Source organism: Mannheimia granulomatis (assembly GCF_013377255.1).
GTDB lineage: Bacteria > Pseudomonadota > Gammaproteobacteria > Enterobacterales > Pasteurellaceae > Mannheimia > Mannheimia granulomatis.
The window spans coordinates 2,089,367-2,103,981 of sequence record NZ_CP016614.1 but is presented as its reverse complement, the minus strand read 5'-3'; the positions used below and the strand labels follow the sequence as shown (position 1 = coordinate 2,103,981).

Genomic DNA, 14,615 nt, shown 5'->3' with positions numbered 1-14,615 from the left:
TTTGTGGGTATTTGATTTGAGAAATCGCAAAACTTCCTCTAAATGGCAAGAATCCTTTATGGCTTTTTGTTATGCTTAGTCGTGGTTTGTTTTTTGAGTTTTTTTGCAGTATTTATTTTTTGAAGGTGGTTACTATGAATCCAAGACGAAAATCAAGATTGAAAGTAGTGGTTTCTGTATTACTTGGTCTTTCTGTTGCAGCAGGCTTAACGCTTTATGCATTAAGTCAAAATATTGATCTGTTTTATACGCCATCGGAAATAGTCAATGGTAAAAATGATGATCCGAATAAAAAACCTGAAGTCGGGCAGCGTATTCGTGTGGGCGGAATGGTAGTGGAAGATAGCGTAAAACGTGACGATAAAACCTTAAAAGTCGTATTTGATTTAGAAGATATCGGGCCATCGATTACCGTTGAGTATGAAGGTATTCTGCCGGATTTATTCCGTGAGGGGCAAGGCATTGTTGCGCAAGGTGTGCTGGTTGAACCAAAACGTTTAAAAGCGACTGAAGTATTGGCAAAACATGATGAAAATTATATGCCGCCAGAGCTAGGTGATAAAATGAAAGCTCAGCACAATGCTGTGGGCGTTTCAGAACAAGATTTAAAAGGCGAGTCGGAAACTGATCGTCGAATGAAAGAAGAAGCTCAAAAAGTACCTATGCAAGGGGAAGCTAAATGATTGCAGAATTAGGCAATTATGCATTAGCGTTATCACTGGCAATGTCGGTTTTATTAGCAATTTTACCGATTTGGGGTGCTGAAAAACAAAATAGTACCCTAATTGCCTTAGCCAGACCAATGACTTGGGCGATGTTTTTATCGCTTACTCTCTCCTTTGGTTCGCTATTCTATCTGTTTGCAGTAAACGACTTTACTGTACAGTATGTGGTAAATAATTCAAATAGTAGTTTACCTTTACAGTATCGCTTGTCTGCAGTGTGGGGTGCACACGAAGGTTCACTGTTATTATGGGTATGGCTACTTTCTCTTTGGTCTGTTGGTGTTGCAGCCTTTACTCAAAAAATGCCGGAAGATGCCGTAGCTCGCGTCTTAGGCTTGATGGGGATGATCAGCATTGGCTTCTTGGTGTTTGTGATTTTTACCTCAAATCCGTTTGACCGTACCTTCCCGAATTTCCCGGTTGACGGCAGAGAATTAAACCCGATGTTGCAAGATGTGGGCTTAATTTTCCATCCGCCGCTACTTTATATGGGCTATGTGGGCTTCTCTGTTGCCTTTGCGTTTGCAATTGCTTCCTTAATGACTGGCCGTTTAGATACCGCTTGGGCAAGATGGTCTCGCCCATGGACAATGGCTGCGTGGGTGTTTTTAACGCTCGGTATCGTGTTAGGCTCTTGGTGGGCATATTACGAACTCGGTTGGGGTGGCTGGTGGTTCTGGGATCCGGTAGAAAATGCTTCTCTAATGCCTTGGATTGCCGGTACCGCCTTAATCCACTCATTAGCGGTGACCGAAAAACGCGGTACATTCAAAGCGTGGACGGTGTTATTGGCAATTCTTGCCTTCTCGCTCTGTTTAGTCGGTACTTTCTTGGTTCGTTCAGGTATTTTAGTTTCCGTTCACGCCTTTGCATCTGACCCAACTCGAGGCTTATATATTCTTGCCTACCTTGTTTTAGTGGTGGGTGGCTCGTTACTGCTTTACGCATTCAAAGGCTCAGAAATTAAAAGTTTGGATAACTACGAACGATATTCAAGAGAATCCATGCTGTTAATCAATAATATTTTGTTGATGGCATTTTTATCGGTGGTTTTTTTAGGCACATTATTACCGCTTATACACAAGCAAATTGGCTTAGGCACAATTTCCATCGGTGCACCGTTCTTCGACCAAATGTTTATGATTTTAATGGTGCCGTTTGCGTTTGTATTAGGAATCGGACCGCTTGTGAAATGGCGTCGAGATCAAATTTCAGCCATTCGTAAGCCTACGATTATTGCCCTGATTGTCATGGTCATTCTTGGCTTTGCATTGCCGTATTTCTTCCGCAATACGATTACCGTAAGCGTTGTGCTAGGCACCATGATGTCGGTCTTTATCGTACTATTAAGTGTATATGAGCTACAGCAACGTGCAACGCACCGTAATTCGTTATTTAGCGGCCTATTCAAACTTTCTCGTTCACATTGGGGGATGGTATTGGCTCACCTTGGGGTAGCGATGACGGTATTTGGTATCGCTTTTAGCCAAAACTTTAGTGTTGAACGCGATGTGCGAATGAATGTGGGCGATAAAGCGGAAATTCTAGATTACCAAGTAGAATTTAAAGGTCTTCGAATTACAGACGGTGCAAACTATCAAGGCGGCACAGCCGAGCTTGAAATTACTCATAACGGCAAATATGAAGCCACGCTCAATGCGGAAAAACGTTTTTATAACGTAAGCAAAATGGGAATGACCGAAGCCGCAATTGACTGGGGCTTCACCCGTGATCTCTACGCGGCATTAGGGGAAAAACTCGAAGATAATTCTTGGGCGGTTCGTTTGTATTACAAACCGTTTATCCGCTGGATTTGGATTGGCGGCCTCTTTATGGCGTTAGGCGGATTACTCTGTATGATGGACAAACGCTATCGTTTACGTCTGCAAAATAAAGAAGTGGCAGCATAAATTATTGAAAGGACTAAGCCTTATCCGCTTAGTCCTTTTGTTTTATTCGTGGGCTTTATTGATGACACTTTTCATAAAGTGGCAGAAGCTCCCGAATTGACTGATAAATAAATTCCACAACGTCCGTTTTATCCAATTCTTCCTTTTCTAAATTCCGCCCGATACACCAAAAATCGTCCTCATCTTTTAATACAAATTCGTTTTCTGAAAAGGTTTTCACTTGACGGAAATCAGCATATTCACTTTCATAGCCGTTCCAAATCTCTAAATCGGCAAAGCGTTTCCGATCTAAATTTTCCCACCATTGATTATATTGATGCACATTAATTTGTGAGCGATCTGCCCGATAACAATGCCAATCAAGGCTCACTTGCAAACGGCGGCGGTTTAAAATCACCGAAATAATTGCGGCTGAATTTTTGTTAAATTCATATTTATAATAAGCAAAAAAATGCGCTCGCACTTGCCAGCCGTTACACCAACGCTCAATATGCGGTTCGCCAAAAGGTTGCCCTAACTGACGGTGGAGTTCAAGGTGCAAGTTTTTCCAAATTTCCCAATGGGTTTTATAATCCGCCTTAATACGCGGAATTTCCTCAGGGCAATATTTTTTCAGTTGAGCAAATTGAAAGAACGGAATATTAAATAAATCGCAAGATTTTGATGTGAGCATAAGCTTTCCTTAAAAAAACAAGCGGTATCTAAGCTTAATATGGCAGTAATGCAATAACAAACAAGCGGTTGTTTTTCCCCGAAATTTTGCAAATTTCCAGCTAAAAGCAACCGCTTTCATCTATTCCAACAACCCTCTATTTTCTTGCCAAACGCGGTTAAGGCTTTTTTGGATTTGTGAAATCGTTGTTTGGGGAATCTCCAACTGCTTCGCTATATTGCTAAATGTTGCAATGGCTCCAACAATTTCATCGATCACCGTTTTAGCTTCCGCCCAGTTATTAAAACCTGCCACATCAGCTAACTCTTGAATCACTTTTAAGGGCGGTTTTGAGCCATACAGTCCAAAAGCCATTGAATGTTCACCGTGACGCAGTGGGCTAAACGTAATGTCGTAAGCAGGGGAGGGATGCCAATTTCCCTGTTCATCTTGCACGAATGCCCAGTTTTTGGTGTGATCGTCTTGGTTTAATGCAAACAGATTAAATATTGCACGGCGGAATTGCAGTTGGCTAGCTTGGCGAGAATGGCACAATAGTTTGGTTGCTTTCAGTAATCCAAAGTAGTCCATTGATGGCATTCGGTGACTCGCATCTAACAGCCCACACAAACTATGGGTATGCACTCTCCCGCCTGTTTCAGCCAAATAATCAAAACGTTTTACTGCTAACCAAGGTTGAGTTTGCTGGTTGAGTAGTTGCCATTCCACCGGCTGTAGTTGTGCGGTTTCTGCCATTGAAAGATAGGCAGCCTCGCATAATCCTTCTTCAAATTGCAGTGGCAGATTTTTCGAGGTGAATTTTACAATCCAGGCTTCATCACTTTGTTGGGCAACCGTACGGCAAATGTCGGTTTGCTGGGGAGGTATAAAAATTTGGGCTTTCGGTCTTGCTCCTCCCGAACTTCCTGCCTGAATGAGGGCATTTAGCACTTCTTCGGTTTGGCCGTCAAATAGCTGCTCAGCGTTTTTGCCAAGTTCAGTCAGACTGACTTCTTCTGTTGAATTTTCTGTTTGGGGGGCAAAGGAAATTGCCCCGATCCCTTTTTCACCGACAAAGGCTAATCTATCCAGTGGCGAAATACGGTAAAAATCAATGCCGTTAGCGGCAAAAAAACGATCTTGTAACAACATTCCCCAACCATCTGGAAGGCTATCGGCAAACACACCGTGCAAGCCATTATGAGGTTCTTTAGGTGCGAGTTGTAAATCTTGCTCAAAACGCAATTTAAATGGCGAAAGTGAGAGATGCGGAAAATACTGGCGATAATGCTCGTCATAAGCAAAGAAAATACCTTGGCGATTTTCCGCTAATTCTCCGACTTTGATTTTATGCCCATCTGCGAATGTGCGAATCACATTTAGGTGAACTGTTTTCTGTAATTTAACCACGAAGCACCTCATCGATTGTTTTTGGCATTGCTGGCGTATTTTGCGTGAGAGCGACTAATCGTCCCATATCATCTAACACGAGCCATAATGCCAAAAATTGTTTGAACGAGATATGCCCTGTTGTTTCAAAACGACGAATGGTGCTTGCTGGCACAAGGGCTTTTTCAGCAAGCTGTTCTCGGGAGAGCTTAGCGAGTTTTCGCTTTTGCTTGAGGTAATCAGCGAAACGTTTGCGAGTTTCTATATCATCATAAAAGTACAACATAGTATCAAAAATTAGAGATTTTTCTATAAAATTGATAATATTATATCAAAAATAAAAAATAAACCAATCTGCCCTATATGAAGTTTGTGGCTGTGTTGTTAAACAGAAAAGTGGATTCGGAAAGTGATATAAACAAGCGGTTATTTTTCTTCAATTTTTTGCAAAATTTTTCCGAAAAATAACCGCTTGTACTTGAATTAACGGCGTTCGTAGATGATTTCTACGCCCTCATCGTCTTCTTCAGACCAATCGTCGTCCCAATCATCATCCCAATCTTCTTCCACCGCATTTTGCATCGCTTCGTTGTGGTAGTCTTCCCATTTGAATTTCACTTCTTCCGCTTCTTTGTTTTCCTCTTCCACTTCTCGAGGGTTAGCTTCGATGAAATCCATAATATCACGGGTAAGAGCTTGTACGTTTTGGCCTGTGGCGGCAGAGATTAAGTAGTAATCGCCTTCCCAGCCGATTTGTTCAGCAATCTCTTTCGCACGCTCAGCGGCGGCTTCTTCGCCGATGGTGTCGATTTTATTGAATACTAACCAAATTGGTTTTTCTGCCAATTTCTCGCTGTATTGGTAAAGTTCAGACTCAATCACTGAAATATTGTGAGCCGGATCGCTCTCATCAATCGGCATAATATCGACCAAATGAATTAAAATACGGCAGCGTTCTAAATGTTTTAAGAAACGAATTCCTAGGCCTGCACCTTCGGCAGCCCCTTCAATTAGGCCTGGAATATCTGCCACTACAAAGCTACGGTCAGCCCCTAAACGTGCCACGCCTAAACTTGGTACAAGGGTGGTGAACGGATAATCGGCCACTTTCGGTTTGGCCGCAGAAACGCTGCGGATAAAGGTAGATTTTCCAGCATTCGGTAAGCCTAACATTCCCACATCCGCAAGTAACATTAGCTCTAATAATAGATCACGTTTTTCACCCGGTGTGCCGTTGGTTTTTTGGCGTGGAGCACGGTTTACCGAAGATTTAAAGCGAGTGTTGCCCAAGCCGTGATAACCGCCTTTAGCAACCAACATTTTCATGCCGTGGCGGGTTAAGTCACCAATTACTTCTTGGGTGTCGTTGTCGATAGCACGGGTTCCTACCGGCACTCGCAGTGTAATATCGTTACCACGATGCCCTGTACAACCGGCACTGCGACCGTTTTCGCCACGGCCTGCGGCATAACGTTTTTCAAAGCGGTAGTCGATTAGGGTGTTAAGGTTTTCATCTGCGATTAAATACACATCGCCACCATCGCCACCATCGCCACCGTCAGGCCCGCCTTTGGGGATATATTTTTCACGGCGGAAGCTCACACAGCCATTGCCACCGTCGCCTGCTTCAACACGAATCAGGGCTTCGTCAATAAATTTCATTTTGTTGTCCTTTGAGTCTTACCCTCTCCCACAAGGGGATAGAGTAGTTAATCATTACATCTTCTCAACCGTTTTAATGCCGAGCAAATCCAAACCTTGTTTTAACGTCTTAGCGGTTAATGCGGCTAGGGCTAAACGGCTGTTTTTCACATTTTCTTCTGCATTTAAAATTGGGCAAGCCTCGTAGAAGCTGGAGAATGTGCCGGCTAATTCATAGAGATATTGGCATAAAATATGCGGCATGCCGTCTTTTGCCACACCGTTCAATGCTTCTTCAAATTGCAGTAATTTCACTGCCAAAGCGCGTTCTTTATCTTCAGTTAATTGAATCTCGGCTGTTAGGCTCTCTGCAGCAATACCTGCACGGGCAAAAATAGAACAAATGCGGGTGTAGGCATATTGCATATAAGGGGCGGTATTACCTTCAAAAGTCAGCATATTATCCCAATCGAATACATAGTCGGTAGTACGGTTTTTCGAGAGATCGGAATATTTCACCGAGCCGATTGCCACAGCTTCCACCACTGCAGCTTTTTCTTCTGCTGTTAAGTCTGTAGAGCGTTCTGAAATAAGTTTATCCGCACGTTCAACCGCTTCATCTAATAGATCTTTTAATTTAACCGTACCGCCCGAACGGGTTTTAAACGGTTTACCGTCTTTGCCTAACATCATTCCAAAGAATGGGTGCTCAAGACTGAAACTTTCCGGCACATAACCTGCTTTGCGGGTAATTAACCACGCTTGTTGCATATGTTGGGCTTGGCGGGAATCCGAGAACACTAATGCTCGGTCAGCTTTTAAGGTTTCATAGCGATATTTTGCAGCAGCAATATCGGTGGTGGTATATAAGAAACCGCCATCTTTTTTCTGTACAATCACACCCATTGGGTCGCCGTCTTTATTTTTGAATTCGTCTAAGAATACGACTAATGCTCCGTCATCTTCCACTGCTAAGCCTTTGGCTTTCAAATCAGCAACGATTTTAGGTAACATCGGGTTGTAAAGGCTTTCTCCCATTACATCTTTTTCTGTGAGAGTGACATTTAAGCGGTTATAGTTCTCTTGATTATGGTGCATGGTAATGTCCACCAGCTTTTTCCACATTGTCAGGCAATATTCATCACCACTTTGTAGTTTGACCACATAGTTACGGGCTTTTTCGGCAAAGATTTCGTCTGAATCATAATGCTCTTTAGCTGCACGGTAGAATGCTTCTAGATCACTTAACTCCATTTGGCTTGCGTGTTCGTTTTCCATTTTTTCAAGGTAAGAGATAAGCATACCGAATTGGGTTCCCCAGTCGCCGACGTGGTTGGCACGAATTACGTTATTGCCTAAAAATTCTAATGTACGAACGACTGCATCGCCGATAATAGTTGAGCGTAAATGCCCGACATGCATCTCTTTGGCAACGTTTGGTGAAGAGTAGTCGATTACGATAGTCTGTGGATTTGCAGTTTTTATGCCAAAATTAACCGCTTGTAACGCATTATTGGCATGCTCTGCCAGCCATGCTTGGTTTAAGAAAATATTGATAAAGCCGGGGCCTGCAATTTCTAATTTATCGGCAATGCCGTTAAGATCAGCGTTATCTAAAATTTTCTGAGCAAACTCACGGGGATTTGTACCCAATTTTTTCGCTGCACCCATTGCACCGTTGGCTTGATAATCACCAAACTCCGGTTTGCTTGATTGACGAACAAGCGGCTCAACGTTTGCCTCTGCACCGGCTGCAATCATTGCCTGTTTAATTTTATCTGATAAAATTTGTTGAATATTCACTGATTTAACCTATTAAATTCTACTTACAAAAAAATGGACAAGATTATAGCAGAAAATGCAAAATTTTTCGAGAAAATGACCGCTTGTTTTGGCGATTTATCTCAATTTGAGCAAAAAATTCAACAAATTGCGGAAGTAGCCGGCATTGATTTATCCCTTTATCAAATCGATCACCTTGCTGTTCGAATGAATCAAATCGACACCGCAGAAAAATGGAAAGGCTTGTTGTTAGAAAAGGCAACATTACTTAAGGAAAACATTGTAAATAGCAGACCAATTGGATTATTTACCTTAGATCAAGCGGTTAAATTTTGCAGACAAAATGTAAAGATTGTCGAGCTGCCTTTTCCTAAAGATAAGATTTATCTCGAAGAGGGATGGGAGCATATTGAGATCGTGTTTCCATTTTTAGTAGGCGAAACGGTGGAACAATGGATAGAGCGAAGCTTGTCCTATTTTAAGTTATTGGAAAATTCGGAATTGAAAGTGAAGGTAAGCCACCCTCAGGTGGCGGGGGAGCGATTACCTAATCCAAGTATTGCGATCACCTTGAGAAATGTAACTTTTTGTAATACTTGTTGTCTAAAGCTGCACCCTTATGATATAAACGATATCGTTATGTCAGAAATTTAATTTTTGGTATTTATTTTGGAGTACAAATGAAAAAATTAGGTCTAGCCGTTGCATTAATGTCAAGCTTTGCTTTGGTAGGTTGTGCGAATACAGATGTATTTAGTGGTAGTGTATATTCAGCAGGTCAAGCAAAAGAAGCTCGTTCTATTAGCTATGGAACTATTGTTTCTGTACGTGATGTTAAAATTCAAGCAAATAGTGAGGGTGTGATTGGTACTGTTGGCGGTGGCGTTTTAGGCGGCGTTGCCGGTAATGCGATTGGTGGCGGTACAGGCCAAGCGATTGCAACTGCAGTGGGAGCCGTTGCCGGTGCGGTAATTGGTAACCAAGTAGAACAAAAAACGAGTCAGGTTTCTTCATTAGAAATGGTGATTCGTAAAGACGATGGTAAAGAAATCGTTGTAGTTCAAAAGAAAGAAGACGGTTTTGTTCCTGGCAAACGTGTGAGACTTGTAGGATCTAATTCAGATCTGAATGTGTCTCTACTTTAATTTTTAGTTCTTCCTGAGGGATTCTTATAATGAAAAAGCTTTCTTTAGCTGTTTTAGCATCTTTTATCTTAGCAGCTTGTACGGCCGATGTTTATTCTGACAAAGGTAATGCAACTGTGTTATCAAGCAAAGCGATATCGGCAGATGTTGTTGAGTTAACTGTGCAAAGAGATAACGGTGAAACTGTAACCTTAACTCGTCAGTATGATGCTCATGCTGCCGTGGGGGCCCGAGTTCGCCTTGCTGATGAGATTAAAAATCAAGATTCAGATTTAAAAACAATTAGACGTTATGAGTTTAAATAATTTGCTCTAATGTTTCTATAAAATATAAGCGGTCATAATTTGCAAATAATTTTCAAATTATGACCGCTTGTTTTATTGGGTAAGATTATTTTACCGTAATTCGGGCGAATTTACGTTTACCAACTTGGTAAACAAAGGTGCCTTTTTGTGCATTTTGTTTTACATTTTCCACTTTTTCACCGTCAATTTTCACACCGCCTTGTTGGGCTGAGCGGATGGCTTCAGAGGTTGATGGCACAAGTCCTGCTTCTTTTAATAATGCGGCTAAGCCGATTTCACCTTCAAAGGTGAATTCCGGCATTTCATCCGGAATGGCACCTTTTTGGAAGCGATTGATAAATTCTTGTTCAGCCGCATTGGCAGCTGCTTCATCATGGAAGCGGGCAATAATTTCCTTAGCTAGCAGGATTTTGACATCACGAGGATTTTTACCTGCAGCAACCTCTGCTTTTAATTGTGCGATTTCTTCTAATGGGCGGAATGAAAGTAGGTTGTACCAATCCCACATTAGCTCATCTGAAATAGACATCACTTTACCGAACATTTCACTTGGTGCTTCGGTCACGCCGATGTAGTTACCGAGTGATTTCGACATTTTTTTCTCGCCATCTAAGCCTACTAAAAGCGGTAATGTCATTGCCACTTGTGGTTTTTGACCTGCCGATTTTTGTAATTCACGACCCACTAATAAGTTGAAAGTTTGGTCTGTACCGCCTAATTCCACATCGGCTTTTAATGCCACAGAATCATGACCTTGTAATAATGGATAGATGAACTCGTGAATTGCAATAGACTGTTGATTATTAAAACGGTTTTTAAAATCTTCACGTTCTAACATACGAGCGACCGTGTAGTTGGATGCTAAGCGGATCATCCCTTCTGTACCTAATTCACTCAACCATTCAGAGTTAAATACAATGCGGGTTTTTACCGGATCTAAAATTTTGAAAATTTGTTGTTTATAGGTTTCGGCATTGCGTAGTACGTCTTCACGTGTTAATGGGGGGCGAGTTGAGCTTTTGCCTGAAGGATCCCCTACCATACCAGTGAAATCGCCGATTAAGAATACAACTTGGTGACCAAGTTGTTGGAATTGGCGTAACTTGTTTAAAACAACGGTATGACCTAAGTGAATATCAGGCGCTGTTGGATCTGCTCCTAATTTGATGATTAATGGGCGCTCTTCTTTTAATTTTGCGATTAAATCTTCTTCCGAGTAAATATTTTCTACACCACGTTTAAGTTCAGCAATGATAGATTCAATAGATTGAGCCATTTATTTTCCTTTCTTCGTCTATAAATTTAAAAATAGTTCTATTATAGCGGTATGAATTGAAATTGATAGAGGTTTGGGCGGATAAGCAAAAAAAACGCCGTATTTTGTGGGGGAATACGGCGTAAAGAGTTGGAGTGATTACCTATTATTTTTTGAAGTGAGTTGATGATAATAGTTCTCAAATAAGAAGTCAACAACTTTTTGAGAATTATTATCAATAAAATAAAAAACCTCCAAAAGTATATCTTTCAGAGGTCTAATTTTATTTAGCGGATGGCTACATATTGGCGATATATTTTAACATTACGCCTGCGGCAATCGCTGAACCGATCACGCCTGCTACGTTTGGTCCCATAGCGTGCATCAATAAGAAGTTCTGTTTGTCATATTCTTGACCAACTTTATTTGATACGCGAGCAGCCATTGGTACAGCGGAAACACCGGCAGAGCCGATAAGCGGATTGATTTTATTTTTGCTAAAGCGATTCATAATTTTCGCCATAATCACACCGCTTGCAGTTCCGATTCCAAATGCAATCACACCCAGTACTAAAATGCCTAAAGTTTGTGGTTGCAGGAATTTATCTGCTACCAATTTTGCCCCAACCGATAAGCCAAGGAAAATCGTTACGATATTAATTAGTGCATTTTGGGCAGTGTCGTTTAAGCGTTCTACTACACCACTGGTACGTAACAAGTTTCCAAAACAGAACATTCCAAGTAGGGGCGCGGCATCAGGTAGTAACAATGCAACAAGAAGAAGCAAGACAATCGGGAAGATAATTTTTTCACGATTGCTGACATTGCGTAGCTGTGTCATTCTGATTTTACGTTCTTGTTCCGTTGTCAATGCTTTCATAATAGGTGGTTGGATAAGAGGAACTAATGCCATATAAGAATAAGCGGCAACGGCAATTGCACCTAATAATTCAGGGGCTAATTTGCTTGCGAGATAAATTGCTGTTGGGCCATCAGCTCCTCCAATAATCCCAATTGCTGCTGCTTGCGGCAGAGTAAAATCGATAATGCCAAGCCAGTTTAATCCTAACGCTCCCAGTACGGTAGCAAAAATCCCAAACTGTGCGGCTGCACCGAGAAGTAGCATGCGAGGGTTTGCCAATAAAGGTCCGAAGTCTGTCATTGCCCCTACACCCATAAAGATGATTAAAGGTGCAACGCCATAGCCAATCGCCACTTTATAGAATAATGCTAGCACACCTGCGGTATAACCCATATCACCGGCTATTACTTCAAGCTCATTTTGCACTGATGGGGCAGCAAGTGCAATTGCTGCTTTGATGGAATCGATATCCAAACTTGTGCTGTTCACTTTTGCCGCAATAATAGCAAGCTGTTCTGCTTGCCCGCTATGAAGCAAATTATCTAAAGCTGTCATTGCCAGTCCTGCTTCCGGAATATTTGACATCAAGCCACCAAAACCGATGGGTACAAGTAAAAGTGGCTCGAATTTGCGGGCAATAGCAAGCCAGAGCAAAAGCACGCTTATCGCAATCATTACAGCTTGCCCAAACTCAAGATGTACTATTCCCATTCCTTTAAATAGAGCAATAATACCGTCCATATATCACTCCTATGCAATACTCATTAAGGTATCATTTACAGCAACGACATCGCCTTGTTTTACATTAATGCCTTGGATAGTGCCTGATTTGGCGGCACAAATTTGAGTTTCCATTTTCATGGCTTCGAGAATCAGTAGAACATCGCCTTCAGCTACTTGCTGACCTTCTTTCACTTCAACTTTGAGAATATTCCCTGCCATTGGGGCATTTACAGGTTCGGCATTTGCAGATTTTTCTGAAGAATTGACCGCTTGTGGAGCCGGTGCAGCTGTGGTTGGCGAGATATTGGTAATATCTCCACCCTCACTTACTTTCACGACAAAGGCTTTACCCTCAAGTTCAACCGTATAAACTGCAGAACCTGATTGTTGCTGAGCTTTTGGTGCAGCTGCCGGAGTCGCATTAACATCATCAGCACTTGGTACGGGTTCAAAGGCAGATGGATTGTTACGGTTTTCCAAATATTTCCAACCGACTTGTTGGAATAGTGCCACAATCAGAACATCATCAATGCTATTTTCAGAGAGTGTAATATTTTTTTCTTTTGCTTGAGCAGTCACGTCCGCTACTAATTTATTCAGTTCTGGTGGAATATGATCTGCTGGACGGTCGGTAATAGGTAGTCCGCCTTCAAGCACTCTTTCTTGTAATGCTTTATTGACTGGTGCAGGTGTGCGTCCGTATTCGCCTTTTAGAATACCTGCGGTTTCTTTAGCAATTGTTTTGTAGCGTTCGCCCATCAACACATTCATCACTGCCTGCGTACCTACAATTTGAGAAGTTGGCGTCACTAACGGAATATTGCCTAAATCTTCACGCACACGCGGGATTTCTTGTAACACGAGATCAAGCTTGTCGGTGGCGTTTTGTTGTTTGAGTTGGCTTTCAAGGTTGGTGAGCATACCGCCCGGCACCTGTGCGACTAAAATACGGCTGTCGATACCGCGTAGTTGCCCCTCAAATTTCGCATATTTTTTCCGTACATCACGGAAGTAAGCGGAAATTTTTTCCAATTCCGGAATGTTCAAGCCAGTGTCATACGGTGTGCCTTGTAAAGTGGCAACGATGGATTCGGTCGCAGGGTGGCCGTAAGTGCCTGACATAGAAGAAATTGAGGTATCAACGCCATCAACACCGGCTTCAATCGCTTTTAACAATGCCATTTCCGCCATTCCTGTGGTGGAGTGGCAATGTAAATGAAGTTCCACATCGTAGCGTTTTTTGATTTCGCTGACTAATTCATAGGCGGCCATCGGGGTTAAGATGCCCGACATATCTTTGATGACCAAAGAATCCACACCGATTTCTAATAGTTGCTCGGTCACTTCGAGCCAAGTTTGTAAAGTATGTACAGGGCTTGTGGTGTAACTTAATGTACCTTGTGCGTGTCCGCCATGTTTTTTAACCGCTTGTAATGCGGCTTGCATATTACGTGGATCGTTTAAGGCATCGAATACACGGAAAACATCCATACCGTTTTTCACACAACGCTCGACAAATTTATCTACTACATCATCGGCATAATGGCGGTAGCCTAAGAGGTTTTGTCCTCGTAATAACATTTGTAGCGGTGTGTTCGGAATTGCTTTTTTTAGCTCTCGTAAACGCACCCAAGGATCTTCGCCTAAAAAACGAATGCAACTGTCAAATGTTGCTCCACCCCATGCTTCAAGCGACCAATAGCCAATTTTATCGAGTTTTGCGGCAATAGGTAACATATCGTCTAAACGTAATCGGGTTGCAAACAAGGATTGGTGAGCATCACGTAAGACGACATCAGTAATAGCAATTTTTTTTGGTTGAGTTGTCATAATGAAATTCCTTCTAATATATTTGTTTAAATTTTCGCATTAATTCTGTCCTTTCACTCGGCGATGATGAGCAATAGCCGCTGCAATTACCGGGCGTAATGCTTCTAAATCATCAGCAGGTGGAGCTACTTTTTGGGGAGTATTAGGAATAGGCTCGGGAAAATATCGGTTAATCAGAGTAGATATGAAGCTAATAGCATAAATCAGAACAAGCAGAAATAGCATTACAAATCCCATTCCTGCAAGCATCAGATTTAGCCCTTCACCAAAGAGTTCTGCGTTTGTCATAGCGATTCCTTAATTTAATGACTTATCAAGTTTAATGAAAAATAAAAAAAATTGGCTGGAATTTCAAATGCTTTAGTGCATAAATGATGACTGGATCACAAATTATTT

At 41.9% G+C, this 14,615-nt stretch carries 14 protein-coding genes; 5 read left to right on the top strand and 9 right to left on the bottom strand.

The annotated features are described in order from the left end of the window. The first annotated feature begins 134 nt into the window (after positions 1-134). Together ccmE and A6B41_RS09945 are read left to right on the top strand one after the other, a co-directional pair. Complete coding sequence (gene ccmE, locus A6B41_RS09950; RefSeq protein WP_027073631.1) at positions 135-683, top strand: cytochrome c maturation protein CcmE; 549 nt, start codon at positions 135-137, stop codon at positions 681-683. After that, positions 680-2,635, top strand: coding sequence for a heme lyase CcmF/NrfE family subunit (locus tag A6B41_RS09945; RefSeq protein WP_027073632.1), 1,956 nt, complete (start codon positions 680-682; stop codon positions 2,633-2,635). The genes ccmE and A6B41_RS09945 overlap by 4 nt, the downstream gene beginning before the upstream one ends. A 55-nt stretch (positions 2,636-2,690) precedes the next feature. Here A6B41_RS09945 and A6B41_RS09940 read toward each other — a convergent pair whose 3' ends face one another. From A6B41_RS09940 to argS, 5 genes are all read right to left on the bottom strand, one after another. Further along, entirely contained in the window at positions 2,691-3,308 is a 618-nt protein-coding gene (locus A6B41_RS09940; RefSeq protein WP_027073633.1) for an HI_0552 family protein, read from the bottom strand. A gap of 120 nt (positions 3,309-3,428) precedes the next feature. Continuing rightward, positions 3,429-4,697 carry a type II toxin-antitoxin system HipA family toxin gene (locus A6B41_RS09935; RefSeq protein ID WP_027073634.1) on the bottom strand — a complete coding sequence of 423 codons (1,269 nt, stop codon included), beginning with the start codon at positions 4,695-4,697 and terminating at the stop codon, positions 3,429-3,431. After that, positions 4,690-4,962 (bottom strand): helix-turn-helix domain-containing protein, encoded by a 273-nt coding sequence (locus A6B41_RS09930; protein WP_027073635.1) that lies wholly within the window; start codon positions 4,960-4,962, stop codon positions 4,690-4,692. Before A6B41_RS09930 ends, A6B41_RS09935 begins: the two co-directional genes overlap by 8 nt. A 197-nt stretch (positions 4,963-5,159) precedes the next feature. Further along, entirely contained in the window at positions 5,160-6,338 is a 1,179-nt protein-coding gene (cgtA, locus tag A6B41_RS09925) for an Obg family GTPase CgtA (protein ID WP_027073636.1), read from the bottom strand. A 54-nt stretch (positions 6,339-6,392) separates the two neighbouring features. Continuing rightward, entirely contained in the window at positions 6,393-8,120 is a 1,728-nt protein-coding gene (gene argS, locus A6B41_RS09920) for an arginine--tRNA ligase (protein ID WP_027073637.1), read from the bottom strand. Between the two features lie 33 nt (positions 8,121-8,153). Between argS and A6B41_RS09915 the strand changes: the two genes are divergently transcribed. From A6B41_RS09915 to A6B41_RS09905, 3 genes are read left to right on the top strand one after another with little or no spacing between them, the layout of a single operon-like run. Continuing rightward, a complete protein-coding gene (locus A6B41_RS09915) occupies positions 8,154-8,753 on the top strand; it encodes a VOC family protein (protein WP_084493721.1) in 600 nt (199 codons plus the stop codon). A gap of 26 nt (positions 8,754-8,779) precedes the next feature. Further along, complete coding sequence (locus tag A6B41_RS09910) at positions 8,780-9,244, top strand: outer membrane lipoprotein (protein WP_027073639.1); 465 nt, start codon at positions 8,780-8,782, stop codon at positions 9,242-9,244. A 29-nt stretch (positions 9,245-9,273) separates the two neighbouring features. Then, complete coding sequence (locus tag A6B41_RS09905; protein ID WP_027073640.1) at positions 9,274-9,549, top strand: deoxyribose-phosphate aldolase; 276 nt, start codon at positions 9,274-9,276, stop codon at positions 9,547-9,549. An 85-nt stretch (positions 9,550-9,634) separates the two neighbouring features. Here the strand turns inward: A6B41_RS09905 and tyrS are convergent, their stop codons facing one another. From tyrS to A6B41_RS09885, 4 genes are all read right to left on the bottom strand, one after another. Continuing rightward, complete coding sequence (tyrS, locus tag A6B41_RS09900; RefSeq protein WP_027073641.1) at positions 9,635-10,825, bottom strand: tyrosine--tRNA ligase; 1,191 nt, start codon at positions 10,823-10,825, stop codon at positions 9,635-9,637. Between the two features lie 277 nt (positions 10,826-11,102). Next, a complete protein-coding gene (locus A6B41_RS09895) occupies positions 11,103-12,407 on the bottom strand; it encodes a sodium ion-translocating decarboxylase subunit beta (RefSeq protein WP_027073642.1) in 1,305 nt (434 codons plus the stop codon). A gap of 9 nt (positions 12,408-12,416) precedes the next feature. Then, complete coding sequence (gene oadA, locus A6B41_RS09890; protein WP_027073643.1) at positions 12,417-14,219, bottom strand: sodium-extruding oxaloacetate decarboxylase subunit alpha; 1,803 nt, start codon at positions 14,217-14,219, stop codon at positions 12,417-12,419. 39 nt (positions 14,220-14,258) lie between these two features. After that, positions 14,259-14,507, bottom strand: a complete 249-nt coding sequence (locus A6B41_RS09885; protein ID WP_027073644.1) for an oxaloacetate decarboxylase subunit gamma — start codon at positions 14,505-14,507, stop codon at positions 14,259-14,261. Positions 14,508-14,615: the final 108 nt, after the last annotated feature.